18 protein-coding genes and 1 tRNA gene are annotated in these 21,714 nt (G+C 49.8%); 15 read left to right on the top strand and 4 right to left on the bottom strand.

What is annotated here, in order from left to right; genetic code table 11:
- Positions 1-208: 208 nt before the first annotated feature.
- Genes ACLTOQ_RS13715 through ACLTOQ_RS13695 form a run of 5 tightly spaced genes read left to right on the top strand, consistent with a single transcriptional unit; the run spans position 209 to position 4,225 of the window.
- Positions 209-829, top strand: a complete 621-nt coding sequence (locus tag ACLTOQ_RS13715) for a hypothetical protein (protein ID WP_021915589.1) — start codon at positions 209-211, stop codon at positions 827-829.
- Between the two features lie 27 nt (positions 830-856).
- Complete coding sequence (hisH, locus tag ACLTOQ_RS13710; RefSeq protein ID WP_412319659.1) at positions 857-1,489, top strand: imidazole glycerol phosphate synthase subunit HisH; 633 nt, start codon at positions 857-859, stop codon at positions 1,487-1,489.
- A 2-nt stretch (positions 1,490-1,491) separates the two neighbouring features.
- Complete coding sequence (hisF, locus tag ACLTOQ_RS13705; RefSeq protein WP_021915591.1) at positions 1,492-2,259, top strand: imidazole glycerol phosphate synthase subunit HisF; 768 nt, start codon at positions 1,492-1,494, stop codon at positions 2,257-2,259.
- Positions 2,250-2,924: a uracil-DNA glycosylase gene (locus ACLTOQ_RS13700; protein ID WP_021915592.1), complete on the top strand. Its 675-nt coding sequence runs from the start codon at positions 2,250-2,252 to the stop codon at positions 2,922-2,924. The genes hisF and ACLTOQ_RS13700 overlap by 10 nt, the downstream gene beginning before the upstream one ends.
- Before the next feature lie 23 nt (positions 2,925-2,947).
- Complete coding sequence (locus tag ACLTOQ_RS13695) at positions 2,948-4,225, top strand: diaminopimelate decarboxylase (protein WP_412270566.1); 1,278 nt, start codon at positions 2,948-2,950, stop codon at positions 4,223-4,225.
- Positions 4,226-4,416: 191 nt separating this feature from the next.
- On the opposite strand, the gene ACLTOQ_RS13690 is transcribed toward ACLTOQ_RS13695, so the two are convergent.
- Together ACLTOQ_RS13690 and ACLTOQ_RS13685 are read right to left on the bottom strand one after the other, a co-directional pair.
- On the bottom strand, positions 4,417-5,415 hold the full coding sequence (locus ACLTOQ_RS13690; protein ID WP_412319657.1) for a calcium/sodium antiporter: 999 nt from the start codon (positions 5,413-5,415) through the stop codon (positions 4,417-4,419).
- Positions 5,416-5,511: 96 nt separating this feature from the next.
- Positions 5,512-5,594: transfer RNA gene (locus ACLTOQ_RS13685), tRNA-Leu, on the bottom strand.
- 180 nt (positions 5,595-5,774) lie between these two features.
- Between ACLTOQ_RS13685 and ACLTOQ_RS13680 the strand changes: the two genes are divergently transcribed.
- From ACLTOQ_RS13680 to ACLTOQ_RS13670, 3 genes are all read left to right on the top strand, one after another.
- Positions 5,775-6,644, top strand: coding sequence for a phosphoribosylaminoimidazolesuccinocarboxamide synthase (locus ACLTOQ_RS13680; protein ID WP_021915595.1), 870 nt, complete (start codon positions 5,775-5,777; stop codon positions 6,642-6,644).
- Between the two features lie 146 nt (positions 6,645-6,790).
- Positions 6,791-7,000: a hypothetical protein gene (locus ACLTOQ_RS13675; RefSeq protein ID WP_021915596.1), complete on the top strand. Its 210-nt coding sequence runs from the start codon at positions 6,791-6,793 to the stop codon at positions 6,998-7,000.
- A gap of 163 nt (positions 7,001-7,163) precedes the next feature.
- On the top strand, positions 7,164-8,456 hold the full coding sequence (locus ACLTOQ_RS13670) for a homoserine dehydrogenase (RefSeq protein WP_262588218.1): 1,293 nt from the start codon (positions 7,164-7,166) through the stop codon (positions 8,454-8,456).
- A gap of 42 nt (positions 8,457-8,498) precedes the next feature.
- Here ACLTOQ_RS13670 and ACLTOQ_RS13665 read toward each other — a convergent pair whose 3' ends face one another.
- The gene (locus ACLTOQ_RS13665) at positions 8,499-9,635 is read right to left on the bottom strand and encodes a S66 peptidase family protein (RefSeq protein ID WP_412319655.1); all 1,137 of its coding nucleotides are present in this window, start codon (positions 9,633-9,635) and stop codon (positions 8,499-8,501) included.
- A 102-nt stretch (positions 9,636-9,737) separates the two neighbouring features.
- Positions 9,738-10,637 (bottom strand): YitT family protein, encoded by a 900-nt coding sequence (locus ACLTOQ_RS13660; RefSeq protein WP_308728357.1) that lies wholly within the window; start codon positions 10,635-10,637, stop codon positions 9,738-9,740.
- 352 nt (positions 10,638-10,989) lie between these two features.
- Here ACLTOQ_RS13660 and ACLTOQ_RS13655 point away from each other — a divergent pair, with 352 nt between their 5' ends.
- From ACLTOQ_RS13655 to ACLTOQ_RS13625, 7 genes are all read left to right on the top strand, one after another.
- Positions 10,990-11,469 (top strand): MarR family winged helix-turn-helix transcriptional regulator, encoded by a 480-nt coding sequence (locus ACLTOQ_RS13655; RefSeq protein WP_308728358.1) that lies wholly within the window; start codon positions 10,990-10,992, stop codon positions 11,467-11,469.
- An 8-nt stretch (positions 11,470-11,477) separates the two neighbouring features.
- Positions 11,478-13,673, top strand: a complete 2,196-nt coding sequence (locus tag ACLTOQ_RS13650) for an ABC transporter ATP-binding protein (protein ID WP_337622478.1) — start codon at positions 11,478-11,480, stop codon at positions 13,671-13,673.
- Positions 13,670-15,514: an ABC transporter ATP-binding protein gene (locus ACLTOQ_RS13645; RefSeq protein ID WP_117962299.1), complete on the top strand. Its 1,845-nt coding sequence runs from the start codon at positions 13,670-13,672 to the stop codon at positions 15,512-15,514. The genes ACLTOQ_RS13650 and ACLTOQ_RS13645 overlap by 4 nt, the downstream gene beginning before the upstream one ends.
- 202 nt (positions 15,515-15,716) lie before the next feature.
- Complete coding sequence (locus ACLTOQ_RS13640; RefSeq protein ID WP_412319652.1) at positions 15,717-17,942, top strand: alpha-galactosidase; 2,226 nt, start codon at positions 15,717-15,719, stop codon at positions 17,940-17,942.
- Positions 17,943-18,148: 206 nt separating this feature from the next.
- Positions 18,149-19,954, top strand: a complete 1,806-nt coding sequence (pepF, locus tag ACLTOQ_RS13635; protein ID WP_117962300.1) for an oligoendopeptidase F — start codon at positions 18,149-18,151, stop codon at positions 19,952-19,954.
- Between the two features lie 413 nt (positions 19,955-20,367).
- Positions 20,368-21,228, top strand: coding sequence for a PRD domain-containing protein (locus ACLTOQ_RS13630; protein WP_337427024.1), 861 nt, complete (start codon positions 20,368-20,370; stop codon positions 21,226-21,228).
- Positions 21,215-21,706, top strand: a complete 492-nt coding sequence (locus ACLTOQ_RS13625; protein WP_021915607.1) for a PTS glucose transporter subunit IIA — start codon at positions 21,215-21,217, stop codon at positions 21,704-21,706. Before ACLTOQ_RS13630 ends, ACLTOQ_RS13625 begins: the two co-directional genes overlap by 14 nt.
- The last annotated feature ends 8 nt before the right edge of the window (positions 21,707-21,714 follow it).

Below are 21,714 nucleotides of genomic sequence, written 5' to 3'. Positions count from 1 at the left end.
GTGTGAACGGACGGCGAATGCAAAAACGCTCCGTAAGGATCGCACTGCGTCGGAATGGAAGGATGTCGCTTTCGCGACCCGACGCAGACGAATATATCCCATGAGAAATGTAGTTGTTTACTACACTAAAGTCTGATATAATGTTTCTGGATTCCGGTCTGCAGGCTGCATTTGCAGGCGAAAGGAAGTTAAGAAAGGTTGATACGATATGTTGGAACAAATTAGACAGTCCATTGAACAGGCGCAGATGGTGCTTGTCGGGATTGGAACGGAGTTTGCAGTAAAAGAGGAAGCGCAGGAAGATCCTTTTTTTACAGAGCTTGCCAAGACCGCGCAGACAGATCCCGCTGCGGCAGCGCTGCTCGCATTTCATAAAAGCCAAAAGAAAGTGGGCGGCTGTGAAAAAGAACAGGTTCAGAAGGCATATGAAGTTCTGGCAGATCTTTTGAAGGATAAAAATTATTTTGTGATTTCTCTATGCGAGGACGGTTTGTTGGAACAGGCAGGACTGAAAGAAAATCGAATTCTGACGCCAGCCAAAGAGGGAGAGGAAGAAACGGATAGTGGAGTGTATCCGACAGACAGCTGGGAAACTTACACCAAATGGCTGCAGGGGACATTAAACAGAAATTTGGTGATTCTGGAGCTGGGCGTTGGGATGGAGCTGCCGCAGCTGATCCGTTTTCCGTTTGAAAAGGTTGCATATTTTAATCAAAAATCCTGTCTGTACCGGGTTCATTCCCATTTGTATCAGATGACGGAAGAGATTAAGGAGCGCGGATATAGTGTACCGATGCATCCGGTTACGCTGTTGCTGGAAGAAAAATAGTATTTCTAATAAATAATGAGGAACCAAATGATTGCAATTATCGACTATGACGCAGGAAATGTAAAAAGTGTCCAGAAGGCGCTGGCATATTTGCACGAGGATACGATACTGACGCGCGACCCGAAACAGCTGCTTGCAGCAGAAAAAGTCATCCTTCCGGGTGTTGGGGCATTCGGGGATGCGATGGGGAAATTAAAAGAATATGGTCTGATTGATGTGATTTCTGAGATTGTCGACAAGAATACTCCGTTTCTTGGAATTTGCCTTGGTTTGCAGCTGTTATTTGAATCGAGCGAGGAAAGCCCTGGCGTGGAGGGGCTCGGTCTGTTAAAGGGAAAAATCCTGCGGATTCCAGACGGCGTTGCAGAAGACAAAAGACCGCTTAAAATTCCGCATATCGGCTGGAATTCCCTCTCCTTTCCGCAAAAAGGACGGCTGTTTGAAGGATTTTCCAGGGAGCCGTATGTGTATTTCGTGCATTCCTATTATCTGAAGGCGGAGGAGGATATTGTCACCGCGAGAACTGAGTATGGCGTTTCCATCGATGCTTCTGTGGAAAAAGGAAATCTGTTCGCCTGTCAGTTCCACCCGGAAAAGAGTTCGGAGGCTGGGCTGAAAATTTTGGAGAGCTTTGTGAGATTAGGCAGGGAGGGCAACTGAGGATGTTTACAAAACGGATCATTCCCTGTCTGGACGTCCATAATGGCAGGGTAGTAAAGGGCGTTAATTTTGTCAATTTGAGGGATGCAGGAGATCCGGTGGAGATCGCAGCGGCGTATGATAAGGCGGGTGCGGACGAATTGGTTTTCCTGGATATTACAGCGTCCTCGGATGCGCGGGCGACGGTCGTGGACATGGTAAGACGGGTTGCTGAGCAGGTGTTTATCCCGTTTACGGTCGGCGGCGGAATCCGCACGGTTGAGGATTTTAAGGCATTGCTGCGGGAAGGAGCGGATAAAATTTCTGTCAACTCAGCAGCGATTTCCAATCCGCAGCTGATCGCGGATGCGGCGGAAAAGTTCGGAAGCCAGTGCGTTGTCGTTGCGATTGATGCAAGGCGCAGAACAGACGGTGCAGAGGGCTGGACGGTTTATAAAAACGGCGGACGGATCGATACCGGTCTGGACGCGGTAGAATGGGCGAGAAAGGCGCAGGAGCTGGGAGCCGGGGAGATTTTGCTGACGAGCATGGACTGCGATGGAACGAAGGCAGGCTATGATATTCCGCTGACCCGGGCGATCGCACAGAACGTGTCGATTCCGGTCATCGCTTCCGGTGGTGCAGGCAAGATGGAGCATTTCAAGGAGGCACTGACAGACGGCATGGCAGATGCGGCGCTGGCGGCTTCCTTATTTCACTATAAAGAGCTGGAAATTGGACAGGTCAAGGCATACCTGCAGAAGGAAGGAGTTGCGGTAAGATGGCAATGATCAGCAACGACTGGTTGCCGGCGTTAAAGGATGAGTTTCGAAAACCGTATTATGCGAAGTTATTTTCTTTTGTGAAAGAAGAATATGCGACGCATGTGGTATATCCTCCGGCGGATGATATTTTCAACGCATTTCATTTTACGCCGCTTCGCAAGGTGAAGGTCGTGATTTTGGGACAGGACCCTTATCATAACGAGCATCAGGCGCATGGGCTTTGCTTTTCTGTGCAGCCGGGAGAGGAGGTGCCGCCGTCGCTTGTCAATATTTATCAGGAGCTGCATGATGATCTGGGATGCTATATTCCAAACAACGGTTATCTGGAAAAATGGGCGAAGCAGGGCGTGCTGATGTTGAACACCGTGTTGACTGTGCGGGCGCATCAGGCAAATTCCCATCAGGGAAAAGGCTGGGAGCAGTTTACGGATGCAGTCATCGAAGCGGTTAATGCGCAGGACCGTCCGATCGTTTTTTTGCTCTGGGGACGTCCGGCGCAGCAGAAGGCTTCGATGTTGACGAATCCGCAGCATTTGATTTTGAAGGCACCGCATCCGAGTCCCTTGTCTGCATATCGCGGATTTTTCGGCTGCAGGCATTTCAGCCAGACCAATGAATTTTTAAAAGCACATGGAGTGGAACCGATCGACTGGCAGATTGAGAACCGATAAGAGAGGCAGATAAAGGAGCAACGATGAATAAAAAACCATTTGTAACCAAAGAACAGATTGAAGAAATCGCAAAGACGTATCCGACTCCGTTTCATCTCTACGATGAAAAAGGAATCCGCGAAAATGCGAAAAGAGTAAAAGAGGCATTTTCCTGGAACCCTGGATTTCGGGAATATTTTGCGATCAAAGCGACCCCGAATCCGTTTTTGGTTGACATTTTACGGGAATACGGCTGTGGCTGTGACTGTTCTTCCGAAACGGAACTGATGCTCTGTGATGCGATCGGTGCCAAGGGCGAGGAGATTATGTTTTCCTCCAACGATACGCCTGAAGAGGAATATGCCCTGGCAGCGAAGCTGGGCGCGATTATCAACCTGGATGACATCACGCATATCGATTTTGTAGAGCAGATTCTGGGCAAGCTTCCGGAGACGATGAGCTGCAGATATAATCCGGGCGGCGTGTTCACGTTGAGCAACGGCATCATGGACAATCCGGGGGATTCCAAATACGGTATGACGACGGAACAGATTTTTGAAGCGTATCGGATTTTAAAGAGCAAGGGAGTAAAACGCTTTGGTATTCACGCATTTCTGGCGAGCAACACGGTGACGAACGAATATTATCCACAGCTGGCAAAGCAGCTGTTTGAGCTTGCTGTGAAGCTGGAAAAAGAAACCGGAGCGGATATTGCGTTTATCAATCTGTCTGGCGGTGTCGGCATTCCGTATTGTCCCGATCAGGAGCCGAACGATATTCTGGCGATCGGCGAGGGCGTCAGGAAGGTTTACGAAGAGGTTCTGGTTCCGGCAGGCATGGGAGATATCGCAATTTATACCGAGATGGGACGTTTCATGATGGGACCTTACGGTGCGCTGGTAACGAAGGCGGTGCATGAGAAGCATATTTACAAAGAATATATCGGCGTGGATGCGTGCGCGGCGAACCTGATGCGTCCCGCGATGTACGGTGCTTATCATCATATCACGGTGCTGGGCAAGGAAAATGCGCCCTGCGACCATATATACGATGTGGCCGGTTCCCTTTGCGAAAATAATGACAAATTTGCAATCGACAGAAACCTTCCCAAGATTGATATGGGAGATTATCTGTTCATTCATGATGCGGGCGCACACGGCTTTTCGATGGGCTATAACTACAACGGACGTCTGCGCAGCGCGGAGATTTTACTGCAGGAGGATGGCACTGCAAAGCTGATCCGCCGTGCAGAGACACCGAAGGATTACTTCGCAACGTTTGACTGCTTTGATTTTTATAAAAATCTGAAATTTGAAAAATAAAGCCTGATGCGGACTGGGAAAGGACGCACAGTTGAGGAAACATGCAATAGAATGAAAAAATGCCCGAACTGGACGGATGAAAGGATCCGAACCGGTTCGGGCGTTTTTATGAAATGTCAGAGAAAAATAGTGTCTGCAGGGTGACAATCTCATCTGTTGCTAAAATGGGATCGCCAGCGGCGCAGCCTGTTTTACAGTGCGAACTGGAATATGCAGAATGCCGCGTAAATAGCGAGCAGAATAATACCCTGCAGGCGTGTCATCCTGCCTTTGATGAGCGGAGGAATCGTTAGGATCAGCATAACGCCGAGCATGACAGGAATATCTACAACGAGGGATGCGTTATAAGCGCCGATTTGCTTGCTGTTAGGCAGATCGAAGGGAGATAACAGGATCGAAACACCACTTACCAAAACGAGGTTAAACAGGTTTGCGCCGATGATGTTGCCGAGGGATAACAGACCGTGTCCTTTGCGCAGAGAAGTAATTGCGGTAACAAGCTCCGGCAGGGAGGTGCCTAGAGCAACAAAGGTGAGGGCGATAACGGATTCGGGAACGCCCAACAGTCCAGCGATGATGATGCCATTATCAACTAACAGGTTTGCGCCGATTGCGATAAAAGCAGCACCGATGACCAGTAAAAGAAGATCCTTTCCGGTCGAATTAGAAGCGGTGTTGGCCTCTGCCGCTGCAACCTCAGCGACCTCAGCATCCGCTGCTGCAGCCTCCGGGTTCTTGCCGTGCATCGCCTGATAGACCTGAATGCCGATATATGTGACGAAAATCAGCAGAAGCAGTACACCGGTTACGCGATCGAAGCGCTTGGTAACGTAGGCGGAAAACAGGTAGAGTGCGGTGGATACATAAAAGAAAATAACCGGAATGGTAAGTGTCTTTTTATCCACGCGGGACGGCTTGACTGCGATGGAAATTGCCGCGATCAGCGCCGTATTGCAGATGATGGAACCGATGGCGTTTCCGTAGGCGATTTCACCATGGCCGTTGACTGCAGAGGTGGCGGAAACCATGACCTCCGGCAGGGTAGTGCCGATGGAAACGACAGTTGCGCCGATTAACAGATCCGGGACATGGAACTTGTGAGCGATGCCTGTTGCACCGTCCACAAACCAGTCGCCGCCATTAATCAGCAGAACCAGTCCGACGAGAAACAGGATGATGGGTGTTATCATTTGTTTATCCTCCAGAAATAAAAAAAGTTAGTTACATCGAACCTACTTTTTGATCCGATAGAAAAAACCCGAAGTTATAAAAACTTCGGGTTTTCGTGCCGGCGACGGGACTTGAACCCGTACTATGTCACCATAAACAGATTTTGAGTCTGCCGCGTCTGCCATTCCGCCACGCCGGCTGATGTGCGTAAAACTCCTGCAACAAAAAAGATTTTACCATAAAGAGATTGCGATTTCAAGGGAAAAATGAGTTTAATTTTCGGTTTTCATTTCGCAGCATCTTGACAATGCCGTGTAGATGGTGTTACTTTTACTTTGCATTGAAAAAATGACGCACATGCGAAGATGAGGAGAAAAACATGCAGGAATTAAAACCGATCAAAGAAGGAAAAGTTCGTGAGATTTATGACAACGGCGAAAGCCTGATTATGGTTGCCACAGACCGTATCAGCTGTTTTGATGTGATCTTACATAATGAGGTAACGAAAAAGGGAACCGTCCTGACTCAGATGTCCAAGTTCTGGTTCGATATGACACAGGATATTCTTCCTAACCACATGATTTCTGTAGATACTAAGGATATGCCGGAGTTTTTCCAGCAGGAGAAGTACGAAGGCAAATCCATGATGTGTAAAAAGCTTCAGATGCTTCCCATTGAGTGCATCGTGCGCGGCTATATCACCGGCAGTGGTTGGGCAAGCTACAAGGAAAACGGCACGGTATGCGGCATTCGTCTGCCGGAGGGCTTAAAAGAATCCGATAAGCTGCCTGAGCCTATTTACACTCCCTCCACCAAAGCGGAAATCGGCGATCACGACGAAAATATTTCCTTTGAGCAGAGCGTTACGCATCTGGAAAAATATTTCCCTGGCAGAGGGCAGGAGCTTGCAGAACAGCTTCGTGACAACACCATCGCCCTGTACAAGAAATGTGCAGAGTACGCACTGAGCAAGGGTATCATCATTGCGGATACCAAGTTTGAGTTTGGTCTGGACGAGGATGGCAACATGGTGATCGGCGATGAAATGCTGACACCCGACAGCTCTCGTTTCTGGCCTGCGGAAGGCTATGAACCCGGACATTCTCAGCCTTCTTTTGACAAGCAGTTTGCCCGCGACTGGCTCAAAGCCAACCCGGATAACGACTGGACACTGCCTCAGGAGATCGTAGACAAGACGATTGCAAAATATCTGCAGGCATATGAGATGCTGACCGGTAAGCAGCTGTAAGCAGCTTAGGTATGCTTTACGAAATAGTGCGCACAGACAAACGACAGCACACAAACGATCGGAAATAGAAAGGATATGCTGGACATCCTGTTTTTTTCGTGCTATCCTTTTTACATGAAATTATTTCATTGGAGGATGCGTCAACTATGGCAAGAAGAAAGAAAAACATGACCTATGAAGAAGAACTGACCTACCTGGACAGCGAAATTTCCAAAACTGAGGAAACTTTAAAGGCACTCAAGACACGAAAAAAGGAACTTGCTAAAGTAAAAGAACAGGCTGATCTGCAGACTCTGTATGCAGCGATCAAGGAGTCCGGCAAATCTGTTGCGGATGTAATTTCCAGCTTAAAGTAAAAATATGCCCAGACTGCGAACCCGCAGTTTGGAATAGGGGAACAGGCAGTCAATACCTGTTCCCTGTTTTTTTATCGTATAGGAAACTTCCTTTCTATACGATAAAAATGCTCTACGAAGATTGCATTGCAGAGGAATTTTGATAGAGATGGAGGAAATGGTGATGGGACAGGAGAGAATCATTCATGCAGCACTGCTTGGGGCAGGAACCGTGGGCAGCGGCGTTTATAAACTGGTAAAGGATCTGGAGGAAGAGATCATTTCCAAAACGGGCGCGCGCCTGGTGGTGGATAAAATTCTGGTGCGCGATACGACAAAAGCGCGGGAAGGCATTCCGTCTGAGCTTCTGATAGATCGTTGGGACGAGATTTTAAACGATCCCCAGATCGAAATCGTAATTGAGGTGATGGGAGGAATTCGACCGGCGCTGACCTGGCTGGAGGAAGCGCTCCGCGCAGGCAAACAGGTTGTAACGGCGAATAAGGATTTGCTCGCAGAATATGGAGAACAGCTGTTCGATGCGGCGGAAGCCGGAAAATGTGACCTGCATTTCGAAGCGGCGGTTGCAGGTGCAATTCCGATCATCCGTCCGCTGCGCCAGAGCCTGGTAGCCAGCGAACTGACAGAAGTGATGGGCATTGTCAACGGGACGACCAACTATATCCTGACGCGGATGACGGAGGATGGGATGGGCTACGAAGAGGCACTTGCCCTTGCGACAAAGCTCGGCTATGCAGAGAGCGATCCGACTGCGGATGTGGAAGGCTACGATGCAGGACGCAAGGTGGCGATTATGGCATCGATCGCGTTTAACTCCAACGTGACCTTTTCCCAGGTGTATACCGAAGGTATTACACACATCACGGCGGAGGATATCCGCTATGCGAAGGAATTTGGCTATGTGATCAAGCTGATCGGCATGACGAGGCTGACAGAAGGCGGCGTAGAGGTTAAAGTACATCCGATGCTTTTGCCGGAGCAGCATCCGCTTTCAACTGTCCGGGATTCGTTCAATGCGGTATTTATCCACGGGGAAGCCTGCGACGACGCGATGTTTATGGGGCGCGGCGCAGGACAGCTGCCGACAGCGAGCGCAGTGATGGGAGATGTAATCGACGTGATGCGAAACATCCTGCACCATTCCTGCGGCAAGATCGGTTATGGCTGCTACCGGAATCTTCCGGTGAAATCCGCAGAGGATACGGTCAGTCGGTTTTTCCTACGGATTCAGGTAACGGACAAGCCCGGCGCGCTCGCCAATATTGCCGGGATTTTGGGCAATAACGACGTGAGCATCGCGCAGGTCGTGCAGAAGCGCAGCCATGACGGCGTTGCAGAGCTTGTCATTATCACCGACCCGGTGCGGGAAAAACATTTTAACGATGCGCTCAGCATCTTAAAAGGCATGTCGGTGTTAAAAGAAGTGTCCGGCGTGATCCGGGTATACGGGAATTAAGGTGTGCCCGGCATGAAATAACGCATTCGGCTTGTTTTATCGTCAGCGCAGCTGCATGTCGATTCGGATATCGTTTCCGGAAACAGTCACGTCGGCGAGGCTGCCGACGATCAGCGGCATCATTGGCGGAAGATGTCCGAGATCGACGTCCATAATTATCGGGACATGGTGGGAAAGTGCGACGGGCAGTACCGCCTGATATGGATCGAGGCCCATCATGTCCTGTCCGAAGCACAGCGGGCGACCGATCAGGAAGGCTTTGACGTGTTCGAACCAGCCAGCCTGTTCCATTTGCCACATGGCTCTGCGGATAGAGAAGACGTTCAAATCGCAGGCTTCAAGAAACCAGATGATGCCATCCTCTTTGTAGCGCTCGATAAAGTCCTTTGTTTTATCGAAACGGGTTCCGGTCAGATTGACGAGACAATCCATGCAGCCGCCGAGGAGTCTGCCGGAGACGTGAAAGCTTGGGGCAGAGGCTGGCGATACAGCGCCTGTCTGCAGGTTACCGCCCGCAAGCTGCGGGTCGCTGTTTAACTGGTCGTTGTACAAATGCGTCGTGTCGTTAGTCCTCTGTGCATACTCCGTCCCGTAGCAGCGCAGGACGCGCGGCTCAGTCACATGATAGGGCGCGAGGGGATTCGTTTCATCTTTTAAGGCTTCCTTTTCCCAGAGGGGGTAGCCGGATACGGTCTGTGCGCGCCCTGTCAGCAGGTGGAAGGCATCGGAAATAGCGGGATGCCACAGCTCCATGCCAAAAGCGCCGGCGCAGGGACCGTAGATGGAGGCGGTATCTGCAAGAGTTGCGAGAAGATAGGTCATATTCGTGTTGTCGGAATAGCCCATGTACCATTTGGGATCGGCTTTCGCAAGGCGGTCAAAATCCATATATGGAAGAATTTCGCACATCAGTTCGCCGCCTCCGCAGGAAATCAGACAGTCGTTGTCGGATTTTACATAATAATCCATCAGCTCCTGCGCGCATTTTTCGGGGGTGTTGCTGATGCCGATGCCGCTGCTTTCATAGCAGTTTGGTCCGAGGTCAAGCCGGTAGCCAAGCTCGGTGAAGCGTTTCTGGGCGTGTTCAAACGTTTCCTGATAAGGGGAGGTTGCACAGCCAAAGGAAGGGGCGACAAAGCCGATCGTGCCGCCGTCCGGTAAAAATTTGGGAAATTTCATAGGGATGTTCTGTTCCTTTCTCTTTCTGAGGAGGCGAAGGCAGCTGCTGCCCTCGCCTCCGATTTATTTCTGACAATAGAATGCGCGGTCTTTTCGTATATTCTATTGTATTTTTACGTTATCGGTTGGATCGATAAAGCCTTCTCCGAAGACCTCGCTGGTTTCCGTAATCATGACAAATGCGTCCGGATCGGTCTGATGTGCGGCGCGGCGAACCTTGTACGCTTCGGCCTTGGAGCAGGCACAGAGAAGTACCTGGCGCTCGGTCGTGGTATAAGAACCTTTTGCGCGGATCAGCGTCGATCCTCTTGCGCAGACCTCGTCGATATGCGTTGCCATGGCAGGACCCTGCGTCGTGATGATGATGGCGAGCTTTCCGGCGCTCGTGCCGTACATAATTTTATCGATGACGGTGGAGGTTACAAACGTAGAAATAAGTCCATATAAAACTGCGTCGGGATTACCATAAACCGGCCAGCCAATCAGGATGATGACGAGGTCGATTGCCATCGTGACAGCGCCGATAGAAAGGTGCGGGTGCAGCGCTTTGATGGACATAGTAAGGAAGTCCGTACCGCCGGTAGACGAGCCTCTCATGTAGATCAGCGCAAGACCGCAGCCGAAAAATACGCCGGAAAAAAGCGCAGCGAGCATAGGATTGCCGTCATAGGCAGGCGTGAGCGGAAAGACGAAATCCAGAAAAAAGGTATTGATCAGAATCGTGCGGATGGATTTGATCATAAATTTACGCCCGACAATCCGGTAACTGAGCAAAATCAGGGGAATGTTGATGACGAGGGAGGTTGTACCGATCGGTAGGTTCCACAGGTGGTTCAAAATCAGGGCGACGCCGGAGATACCGCCAGGCGCGAAGCTTGCGAGCTTTGCAAAGGTATAGATGCCGATTGCGGAAAGGATGCTGCCGAGGACGTCGCAGAATAAATCGATCGCGATATTCTGCAGCTGCTGCGGCGTATAGTGAGTGGACGAAAAAAATTTCATAAGAACCTCTTTCCCGGAAAAACCGTTATAGTAAGGATGATTCAGATTAGAAAAAATATTCCGGGCAAGGAAGCTGCCCGGGGACAGACCGCAGAAAAACCGTTCCTGCTTTAGCCTGCCGGATAGAAAAATTGTGGCATAGGAGAGAAAAAAAGTCAAGGCAGGCAGATTGTGTGATTTTTTATGAAAAGTTTATGGAATTTTTATTGTATTTCTGTAGAAAGAAGAGTAGAATGGGCCAATGTAATTAACAATGTTAAATATTATCAATGTTAATGAAAAAAGCAGACAGGGAAAATCGGCGCTTGGGGTGAGCTCTTTGCACTGCAGGCGCTTTGATACAGGAGGAGAAATGGATGACGCGTTAAAACTGGAGAGAGAATTTGAGCATGTCATGTGCAGGTTTCGGAGGATGGATTATTCTGTACTGCATCCCGGAGTTGGAAATATGGAATTTGCAGTGCTGGAGATGATTCATAAGCTGAGTGCGCAGCACGATGCAATTTACGGCGCAGCGATTTCCGATCTGCAGAAAAAAATGGAAATATTACCGTCGGCACTTTCCAGACTGCTCCGTGGCATGGAGGAAAAAGGGCTGTGCGTGCGCAGTATTGACCCGAAAGACCGAAGAAGCAGCTATGTTTCGCTGACGGAGACCGGACAGGAAAGAAGAGATCAGGGACACTGCATCATGGAAGTGTTTGCCCAGCGAGTTGTAGAAAGAATGGGCGAAGGCAGATTCCGTGAGCTGATTAAACAGTGGGAACGGTTCGGAGATGTACTGGAAACAGAAATTGCAGCATTCAGGAATGTGGATGGAATGGAGGAATAGAACAGAAAATGTTTCGGCTACTGAGCTATTTAAAACAATGTAAAAAATCAGTGCTGGCCATTGTACTTCTGCTGATCGTGCAGGCGTACTGTGATCTGGCACTGCCGCAGTATACATCGGATATTGTGGACGTCGGAATTCAGCAGGGCGGTATCACTTATGCTGCGCCCGAGTGGATGCGGGAGGAGACCTGGGGCAGCCTGCAGAATTTAATGACAGAAGGGGAAAAAGAGCTGACCGCTTCCTGCTATGAACAGGCAGAGGACGGTACTTACGAGCGGACAACGAATAAAACGGCGGATCTGGAAGCGTTAAACGATACGTTCCGGATGCCGATGGTGATGCTGTCTGCGATGGACGAAAGTGCGGAGACCGCGCTGAATGACGGAGCAGATGCAGCGGCGCCCACCAAGGAGCAGCTTCAGCTTCTCCAAGCGCTGCAAAACGGCTCTCTCTCCGAGGAGCAGCTGCTTTCGCTGCGGGAGACGATCACAGACCAGCTGGGCGATATGAGTGATTCCCTGTTGAACCAGAAGGCGATTTTATTTGTGAAAGAGGAATATGAAGCGCTGGGTAAAGACCCGGGCAGCATCCAGATCGCATATCTTTTAAAAACGGGCGGAAAAATGCTCGGCTTTACGCTGCTGATGGCAGTGTGCGCGATTGCAGTCAGCTTCCTTGCGTCCCGCGCTGCAGCATCGATCGGTAAAAATCTGCGCGGTCAGGTATTTGGCAAAGTGTTGTCGTTTTCTAGTGGAGAAATGCATCGGTTTTCGACAGCATCCCTGATTACGAGAAGCACGAACGATATTCAGCAGGTACAGATGGTCGCGGTCATGCTGCTTCGGATGATAAGCTATGCCCCGATCCTCGGAATCGGCGGTGTTTTGAAGGTGGTTGGCACAAAAACGGGCATGGCGTGGATTATTGGGCTTGCGGTAGCGGTCATTATGGCGGTTGTACTGATTCTGGTGAGCGTTGCAATGCCGAAATTCAAGCTGATGCAGAAATTAGTGGACCGGATGAACCTGGTTTCTAGGGAAATTTTGACTGGACTTTCGGTTATCCGTGCATTTTCCAGAGAAAAATTCGAAGAAAAACGGTTTGATGAAGCGAACCGGAACCTGATGAAAACGCAGCTGTTCACCAACCGCGTCATGACCTTTATGATGCCGGCGATGATGCTGATTATGAACTGCGTTACCGTCATGATCGTGTGGTTCGGTGCAAAGGGAATCGACGCCGGAAACCTGCAGGTTGGCGATATGATGGCGTTTATGACCTATACGATGCAGATCGTCATGTCCTTTTTGATGATTACGATGGTTTCCGTCATGCTTCCGCGTGCAGGTGTGGCAGCAGACCGAATTGAGGAAATTTTGCGGACGGACAGCAGCATTGTGGATGCAAAAAAAACGGAGGATGAAAAGCTGACGCAGTGCAGGGGAGAACTGAGGTTTGAGGACGTAAGCTTTAAATATCCCGGGGCAGAGGGGGACGTACTGGAGCATATCAGCTTTACGGCAAAACCCGGACAGACGACCGCTGTAATCGGAAGCACAGGCTGCGGCAAATCAACGCTGATTCAGCTGATCCCGAGATTTTACGATGTGACGGAAGGAAAAATTACGCTGGACGGTGTGGATATCCGAAATTTGAGCCAGCATAAATTACGGGAAGTGATGGGACTGGTTCCCCAGAAGGGCGTGCTCTTTTCCGGGACGATCGCTTCCAATATCAAGCTCGCAGGAGAAGATGAAATCAGCGACGAAACGATGAAAGAAGCGGCGCAGACAGCGCAGGCAACCGAGTTTATCGATGCAAAGCCGGAAGGCTATGATAGTCCGGTTGCGCAGGGAGGCAGTAACGTGTCCGGTGGACAAAAGCAGCGTCTTGCGATTGCCAGGGTCATTGCAAAGCATCCGAAGGTATATCTGTTTGACGACAGCTTTTCTGCGTTGGATTACAAAACGGACGCAGCGCTTCGAAAGGCGCTGCACGAACAGGCCGCGGACGCGACGGTGCTGATCGTTGCACAGAGAATCAGCACAATCATGAATGCGGAGCAGATCCTCGTTCTGGAGGATGGAAAAATCGTTGGAAAAGGAACCCATGAAGAGCTGATGAAAAACTGCAGCGCCTATCAGGAAATTGCACGCTCGCAGCTGTCGGAAAGCGAGCTGAAAGGAGGCATGGCAGAATGAGTCAGGAGCAAAATAAAAAGCGTCCAATGATGGGACACGGACCGGGCAGGGGAATGATGCCCGGGGAAAAGGCAAAGGATTTTACGGGAACGATCCAAAAGCTGTTTGCCTACCTTGGAAGCTATCGAATTGTGCTCGGCGTCGTAATCTTATTTGCAATCGGAAGTACGGTATTTAATATTATCGGACCAAAAGTGCTCAGTAAGGTGACAACAGAGCTGTTCAACGGTCTGGTCGCAAAGGTGAGCGGTACCGGCGGTATTGATTTTGAAAAAATCGGCAGGATTTTGTTGCTGCTGCTTGGAATTTACTGTATCAGCGCAGTGTTTAACTTCATTCAGGGCTGGCTGATGACCGGCGTGACGCAGAAGCTGTGTTATCGGATGCGAAAGGAAATTTCCAAAAAAATCAACCGGATGCCGATGAAATATTTCGAATCCAGAACGGTCGGAGAAGTGCTTTCGAGAATCACGAACGATGTCGATACGCTGGGACAGAGCTTAAACCAAAGCGTGACCCAGTTAATTACCTCGATTGCGACGATGATCGGCGTGTTGATTATGATGCTGTCGATCAGTCCTCTGATGACGCTGATCGCACTGGTGATTCTGCCAATTTCCGGCGGTTTGATCGGATTTGTGGTCAAACATTCCCAGAAATATTTCGTGGAGCAGCAGAGCTGTCTCGGTGAAATAAATGGACAGGTAGAGGAAACCTACAGCGGCCATATGGTCATCCGGGCGTTCAACCGCGAAGAAGCGGTGGAGGAAACGTTTTCCCGGACAAACGACAGACTGTATGAATCCGCGTGGAAATCCCAGTTTATTTCCGGTCTGATGCAGCCGATCATGACCTTTGTCGGAAACCTCGGCTATGTTGCGGTTGCAGTGCTGGGAAGTGTTCTGGCAGTAAACGGCACGATCGAGGTCGGCGATATCCAGGCGTTTATCCAGTATGTGAAAAATTTCACACAGCCGATCACACAGATTGCGCAGGTTTCAAATATGCTGCAGTCCGCAGCGGCTGCCGCAGAGCGTGTTTTTGAATTCCTGGACGAGGAAGAGGAAGAGCAGACCGTTGAGCATCCGGTATCAATGGATCAGCTGACCGGTGCCGTAAGCTTTGAGCATGTACGGTTTGGCTATACACCGGATAAAATCGTTATTCAGGATTTCTCCTGTGAAGTAAAACCGGGGCAGATGGTTGCGATTGTTGGACCGACCGGCGCCGGAAAGACGACAATGGTCAAGCTGCTGATGCGTTTCTATGACGTAAACAGCGGCAGAATCTGCCTGGATGGACACGATATCCGGAATTTCAACAGAGGACAGCTGCGTGAAATGTTTGGCATGGTACTGCAGGATACCTGGCTGTTCCAGGGAACCATTATGGAAAATATCCGTTACGGACGGCTGGATGCAACAGATGAGGAAGTCATCGCGGCGGCAAAAGCGGCACATGCGGATCATTTCATCCGGACGCTGCCGGGCGGTTATCAGATGGAGTTAAATGAAGACGCGACCAACGTTTCACAGGGACAAAAACAACTTTTGACGATTGCACGTGCAATTCTTGCTGACAATCCGATCTTGATTCTGGACGAGGCGACCAGCTCCGTCGATACGAGAACAGAAATCCAGATCCAGAAAGCGATGAATAACCTGATGAAGGGCAGAACGAGCTTTGTCATTGCCCACCGACTTTCGACGATCCGGGACGCGGATGTGATTCTGGTCATGAAGAACGGAGATATTGCAGAGCAGGGCACGCACGAAGAACTGCTTGCAAAGGGTGGATTTTACGCGCAGCTGTATAATTCCCAGTTCGAAAAAACAGCATAAGGATTTGAAAAAAGCTGACGCAATCTGCGGGCAGCTTTTTTTCTTGGTGTAAAAAGTTTTTTTGCAGGGATCAAAGGATGGATTGCAGACAGAAGGCGGGATATGGTAAAATAAAAACCGATGGCACAATCAGGCATGAAACGGAGCAGAATGTACATTCGATAGACGTTCTGCCTTAAGAAAAAACAGGAGGGGATTTGCCATGGCAGTTTATGCAGATGAAAAGCAGCGTACTTTTACGCTGCAGACCAAAAATACGACGTATCAGATGAAAGTGGATGCCTACGGCATGCTGCTGCATACCTATTACGGGGAAAAGACGGACAATTCCGATCTTTCTTACCGGATTCCGCCGGATGACCGCGGATTTTCCGGCTATGCGTATGAAGCGTCCTGTGCTGACGACAGACTTTCCTCAGATCTTGCGCCGCAGGAGTACAGCTGTTTCGGAACGGGGGATTACCGGATCAGTGCCCTGCGCGTCAGAAATGAAAACGGGAGCCAGGCGGTAACGCTTTGTTATGCCGGATATGAGCTTTCCAGAGGAAAATACAGCATTCCGGGATTGCCGGCTGTTTATGCGGATGAAACAGAAGCGGAAACCCTCGGCATCCTTTTGCGGGATCCGGAAAGCGGACTGGAAGTGCTTTTACAGTATGGCGTTCTGGAAGAGCTGGACATCATTACAAGAGCTGTGAAAGTTGTGAACCGGACAATGGGTAAAGTTGTCCTGTTAAAGGCTGCCAGCATGTGCCTGGACTGGCTGTCCGGCGACTATGAATGGCTGACCTTTTATGGAAAGCATGCGATGGAGCGCACCCTGCAGCGCACTCCGATTGCGCACGGCATTTCTGCGATCGGCAGTGTGAGAGGCGCATCCAGCCATCACTACAACCCGTTTGCAGTCGTATGTGAAAAGGATACAAACGAGACAAAAGGGCTCTGCTACGGTGTATCTTTTGTATACAGCGGCGAATTTTTAATGGAAACAGAAAAAGACCAGATCGATCAGACCCGTCTGATCTGCGGCATCCATCCGGACGACTTTGCGTGGACGCTGGAGCCGGGCGAGAGCTTTGATACGCCGGAGGTGATTTTGAGCTGCTCGTCCGAGGGCTTTGGAAAGCTGAGCCATAATTTCCATCAGGTCATCCGGGAGCACATCTGCCGGGGCGAATGGAAAAACAAGCGCCGTCCGGTGTTGATTAACAACTGGGAGGGCACTTACTTTAACTTTACCGGGGACAAGCTCGTTTCGATCGCAAAGGATGCGGCAGAGCTTGGCGTCGAGTTGTTCGTCATGGACGACGGATGGTTTGGAAAGCGTGACGACGACCGTTCCGGTCTGGGCGACTGGTTTCCGAATGAAAAGAAGCTGGGCTGCAGCTTAAAGGAGCTGGGAGACCGTATTGTTGGACTTGGAATGAAGTTTGGCATCTGGTTCGAGCCGGAATGCATTTCGGAGGACAGCGATCTGTACCGGGCACATCCTGACTGGGCGGTAAAGATTCCGGGCAGAAAGCCGAATCTGAGCAGACATCAGATGATTCTCGATTTTTCCAGAAAAGATGTACAGGATTACATCCTGGAACGGCTCTGCAGCGTGCTTGCAAGCGCACCGATCAGCTATGTGAAGTGGGATTTCAATCGAAGCATCTGCGATAAATATTCTACATCCCTGCCTGCCGAAAAGCAGGGCGAGATGGCGCACCGGTTCATGCTGGGCTTATACCGTGTACTGGACGGTATGCTTTCGGCCTATCCGCACCTTTTACTGGAGGGCTGCAGCGGAGGCGGCGGACGGTTTGATGCCGGGATGCTCTATTATTCCCCGCAGATCTGGTGCAGCGACGATACGGATGCGATCGAACGCCTGCAGATTCAGTACGGCACGTCGTTTGGCTATCCGGTTTCGACAATGGGCGCGCATGTTTCCGCAGTGCCGAACCACCAGACCGGCAGAGTGACGCCGCTTGCGACAAGAGGCTGTGTGGCGATGGCGGGCACGTTTGGCTACGAGCTGGATTTAAACAAGATGACGGAGGAAGAAAAGGTCGAGGTAAAGCGCCAGATCGAGGTGTTCAAGCAGTATTACGACCTGATTTCGGATGGCAGTTATTTTCGTCTGACAAGCCCGCAGGACAACAACTGCGTCGTATGGGAAATGGCAGCAAAGGACGCATCCAAAGCGCTGATCAGTGCGGTTTACCAGCATGTGCAGACCAACTGCGCGGCGAAGTTTGTTTATCCGAGAGGACTGTGCAGCGATGCTTCCTATGAAGTGAGCCTGACAGATTTAAAAGGGGATAAAAAAGACAGGATGCAAAAGCAGGTGCTGACAGGAGCTGCGCTGATGCGTGGCGGACTGCGGCTCCCGGGCGCGGATTCCGATTACGCAGCATGGCAGATTTCTCTGAAAAAGCTGTGAGCCGGACGTTTCTACTTTTCGAAAATCTTTTGATTCATGACAATAGAATGCTCGCAGAGCGTGCATTCTATTGTTTTATTCACAAAACGGCCTTTGCCGCTACAGCGCTTGCGGTTTCTTCGCATGTCCCTTATAATAGGCACAGGCGTTTGGAAAAGTAAGACTTTTTCAAACGGAATAAGCAATTTCAGAAAAGGGGATTTGACATGGAAGAAAATCAGAAGATTCCGATGCGCAGTCAGGTAAAGAAAGAGGACACCTGGGCGATCGAGGACATGTATGCGACTGTAGAGGACTGGGAAAAGGATTTTGCGGCGGCGAAAAAGGTCGCAGAGGAAGCGGCAGAATATGCCGGACGGCTGGGTGAGAGCGCACAGGCGCTGTATGACTGGTCGGCTCTGACAGAAAAGCTCGACTGCATGCTGAGCGAAATTTACGGTTATGCGTCCCGCGTCAAGGACCAGGATACGGCGGACGCGGCAGGACAGACGCTGTCTGCGCGCGCGATGGGCTTATATGTGGAATGCAGCGGTCTGATTTCCTTTGCAGACCCGGAAATTCTGAGCATTCCGGAGGAAAAGCTGGAAGCATTTTATGCAGAAAAGCCGGAGCTGTTAAAGTATCGCAGAAGCATCAATGAAGTGCGCAGATGCAAGGATCATATTTTATCGCCGGAGCTGGAAAAGATACTGGCAGATGCAGGGGAGATGGCGCAGGCGCCCGGAACGGTTTATTCGTCTTTGGTAAATGCAGACCTGACCTTTGACCCGATAAAAGGCAGCAACGAAGAAGAGCTGGAAGTGACCGGCGGAAGCTTTATCCCGCTGATGCAGAGCCCGGATCGAAATGTGAGAAAAGCGGCGTTTGAATCTCTTTACGGCGGCTATGGAAAGGTGTTAAATACGGCAGCAGGACTGCTGAACGCGCAGGTCAGCCAGCTGAAATTCTTTGCAAAGGCGCGCAAATATCCGGACGCCCTGCACGCTTCGCTGGATGCGACCAACGTGCCTGTGGAAGTCTATCATAACCTGATCGAAGCCGTTCATGAGGACATCGGCATCCTGCACCGTTATATGCGTCTGCGCAAAAAGCTGATGAAGACGGATGAGCTTCATATGTACGATCTTTACACCTCCCTCGTTGCGGATGCGGATGTGAAGATTCCGTTTGAAAAAGCGAAGGAGGAAGTGCTGGATGCGACTGCCGTTCTCGGAAAAGAGTACGGGGAAGTGTTAAAGCACGGCTTTGAAAGCCGCTGGATCGACGTTTACGAAAACAAAGGCAAGCGCGGCGGTGCGTACAGCGCAGGACAGATTGTGCATCCGTATGTGCTTTTAAATTACAAGGGCACGCTGGATTCCGAGTTCACGCTGGCGCACGAGATGGGACATGCGATGCACTCCTATCTTTCCACCAAAAATCAGGAGCCTGTGGACAGAGAGTATGTAATTTTCGTTGCGGAAGTCGCATCTACCTGCAATGAGTCGCTTCTGATGCAGCATCTGCTGAAAAAAACGCAGGACAAAAAGACCAGAGCGTACCTGATCAACTATTTCCTCGAGCAGTTCCGTACGACTCTGTACCGCCAGACGATGTTTGCAGAGTTCGAGTTAAAGATCAACGAGCTGGTACAAAACGGCGGCAGCTTAACGGCAGAGGGCCTGAACAAAATTTACCATGACTTAAACGTATTCTATTATGGGGATGCGGTTGTTGTGGATGACTTAATCGACCGCGAATGGGCGAGAATTCCGCATTTTTATTACAACTATTATGTGTTCCAGTATTCGACGGGCTTTTCCGCTGCGATGGCGCTGTCTGAACGGATTTTGAGCGAAGGCGAGCCTGCGGTGAAGGATTACTTAAACTTCCTGTCCGGCGGCTGCTCCAAAGATCCGATTTCCCTGCTGCAGGGCGCTGGCGTTGATATGCGCACCGCAGAGCCGGTACACCGCGCACTGAAGCTGTTTGACAGCCTGCTTGACGAGATGGAAGCATTGATGGAAGCATGATGTTGGACAAAAATCAGAATTGTTTAATGAGATGTCCTAAAAATAGGATATAATAAGAAGAAATGACGATTCCGCCGGACACTTCTGGAAAAGAAAGGTCCGGCGGATTGTGCAATATGGATGCTAAAATAAAAAATAAAAGGACAAAATAAGACAAAATGAAAAATAAAGGTTGACTTCTGAATGGATGTTCAGTATACTAAGGTCAGTTGATACGACAGCACGATAAGATAAATTGGATTGTTACTGGCAGGCAGGCAAAACCAAGTTTTATAAATTAGTTTTTCAGATATTATATATTTCTGCAGAACTGGTTTATAAAATTTGGTTTTTTGTTTCTAAAGAGTCTGCAAGACCATGTGGGATACCGGACAGTTGATTGTTGCGCATGGGCTGCATTTCAGGAGCGGGGCATGAGGATAGAAAAGGTAATCAATAACAATGTGATCTCCGCGCTGGATGATCAGGGACGGGAGATCGTGGCGATGGGCAGGGGCATCGGCTTCCAGAAAAAAAGCGGTCAGGAGATCAAGGCTGCACAGGTGGAGAAGATTTTTCATCTGGGAAGTCCGGATTTACAGGCACGGTTTCAGGAGCTGCTTGCCAATATGCCAATGGAATGCGTGCAGGTTTCAGATGAGATTATTTCCTATGCGAAGAGTCATCTTTCCATGCAGCTCAACCAAAACGTTTATCTTGCGCTGACCGACCATATCGATTTCGCACTGAGACGGTTTAAGGATGGCATGCTGTTTGAAAATGCGCTTTACAGCGAAATCCGCAGATTTTATCCGGAAGAATTCCAGATTGGCTGTCATGCCCTCGATCTGATCGAAGAGCGGATCAAAGTGAGACTGCCGGAGGATGAGGCTGCATCGATCGCGTTTCATCTGGTCAACAGCGAATTTGGCGGGATGCGCCTGAGAGATACTCAGATTATGACGGAGATAATCCGTCACCTGATCGGAATGATTCGGGCAGATTACCATTTTCCGGAAGACCTGGTTTATGAGGACCGGTTGATCACAAATCTGAAATTTATGCTGAACCGGTTGATCCAGAACAAAGAGGGCTGGATTACGGAGGATGCTCGCTTTAACGAATTTGTCAGGGCAAATTACAGAAATGAGTATGAGCTGGCAAGAGCGATGAGAGACTATATAGAATCCGTGGTTTCCTGCAAGATGACGGAGGAGGAAGTGATCTATCTCGCAGTCCAGCTGAAATATGCAGATATCAAAAAAAAGGAAGGAAAGAAAAATGGGATTTTTTGATCGTTTTAAAAAGGATAAAGGGATTGAGCTTACAGCACCGATGAAGGGAAAATGTGTCAGCATTAAGGAGGTTCCGGATCCGACCTTCGCTGAGGAAATCCTCGGTAAGGGCATTGCTGTGATCCCGCAGGACGGACATGTTTACGCTCCGGCAGACGGCAAGATCAGTACCGTATTTCCGACCGGTCATGCGGTAGGCATTACGACTGCAGATGGTGCAGAAATTCTGATCCATATCGGTCTGGATACTGTAGAATTAAAAGGTGAGCCCTTTGAACAGAAGGTAAAAGAGGGTCAGGATGTGAAAAAGGGCGATCTGCTTGTCGTTGCAGATCTGGACAAGATCAAAGCGAGTGGAAGAGAAACAATCACACCGATGATCATCTGCAATTCTGATGCATATGAGCAGGTAGAAACCTTTACCGGCAAGGACGTGGAAACAACAGATGCGGTTATGAAGCTGCATCCTGCAAAATAAATGTTCAA

It is taken from the genome of Gallintestinimicrobium sp. (assembly GCF_046968865.1).
Classification (GTDB): Bacteria; Bacillota; Clostridia; order Lachnospirales; family Lachnospiraceae; genus Gallintestinimicrobium; species Gallintestinimicrobium propionicum.
The sequence above is the reverse complement of the archived record's forward strand: the minus strand, read 5'-3'. Positions and strand labels throughout refer to the sequence as shown.

Coding starts and splice junctions, on each gene's coding strand:
- ACLTOQ_RS13715 (WP_021915589.1), top strand. CDS start 209: ATGTTGGAACAAATTAGACAGTCCATTGAACAGGCGCAGATGGTGCTT.
- hisH (WP_412319659.1), top strand. CDS start 857: ATGATTGCAATTATCGACTATGACGCAGGAAATGTAAAAAGTGTCCAG.
- hisF (WP_021915591.1), top strand. CDS start 1,492: ATGTTTACAAAACGGATCATTCCCTGTCTGGACGTCCATAATGGCAGG.
- ACLTOQ_RS13700 (WP_021915592.1), top strand. CDS start 2,250: ATGGCAATGATCAGCAACGACTGGTTGCCGGCGTTAAAGGATGAGTTT.
- ACLTOQ_RS13695 (WP_412270566.1), top strand. CDS start 2,948: ATGAATAAAAAACCATTTGTAACCAAAGAACAGATTGAAGAAATCGCA.
- ACLTOQ_RS13690 (WP_412319657.1), bottom strand. CDS start 5,415: ATGATAACACCCATCATCCTGTTTCTCGTCGGACTGGTTCTGCTGATT.
- ACLTOQ_RS13680 (WP_021915595.1), top strand. CDS start 5,775: ATGCAGGAATTAAAACCGATCAAAGAAGGAAAAGTTCGTGAGATTTAT.
- ACLTOQ_RS13675 (WP_021915596.1), top strand. CDS start 6,791: ATGGCAAGAAGAAAGAAAAACATGACCTATGAAGAAGAACTGACCTAC.
- ACLTOQ_RS13670 (WP_262588218.1), top strand. CDS start 7,164: ATGGGACAGGAGAGAATCATTCATGCAGCACTGCTTGGGGCAGGAACC.
- ACLTOQ_RS13665 (WP_412319655.1), bottom strand. CDS start 9,635: ATGAAATTTCCCAAATTTTTACCGGACGGCGGCACGATCGGCTTTGTC.
- ACLTOQ_RS13660 (WP_308728357.1), bottom strand. CDS start 10,637: ATGAAATTTTTTTCGTCCACTCACTATACGCCGCAGCAGCTGCAGAAT.
- ACLTOQ_RS13655 (WP_308728358.1), top strand. CDS start 10,990: ATGGATGACGCGTTAAAACTGGAGAGAGAATTTGAGCATGTCATGTGC.
- ACLTOQ_RS13650 (WP_337622478.1), top strand. CDS start 11,478: ATGTTTCGGCTACTGAGCTATTTAAAACAATGTAAAAAATCAGTGCTG.
- ACLTOQ_RS13645 (WP_117962299.1), top strand. CDS start 13,670: ATGAGTCAGGAGCAAAATAAAAAGCGTCCAATGATGGGACACGGACCG.
- ACLTOQ_RS13640 (WP_412319652.1), top strand. CDS start 15,717: ATGGCAGTTTATGCAGATGAAAAGCAGCGTACTTTTACGCTGCAGACC.
- pepF (WP_117962300.1), top strand. CDS start 18,149: ATGGAAGAAAATCAGAAGATTCCGATGCGCAGTCAGGTAAAGAAAGAG.
- ACLTOQ_RS13630 (WP_337427024.1), top strand. CDS start 20,368: ATGAGGATAGAAAAGGTAATCAATAACAATGTGATCTCCGCGCTGGAT.
- ACLTOQ_RS13625 (WP_021915607.1), top strand. CDS start 21,215: ATGGGATTTTTTGATCGTTTTAAAAAGGATAAAGGGATTGAGCTTACA.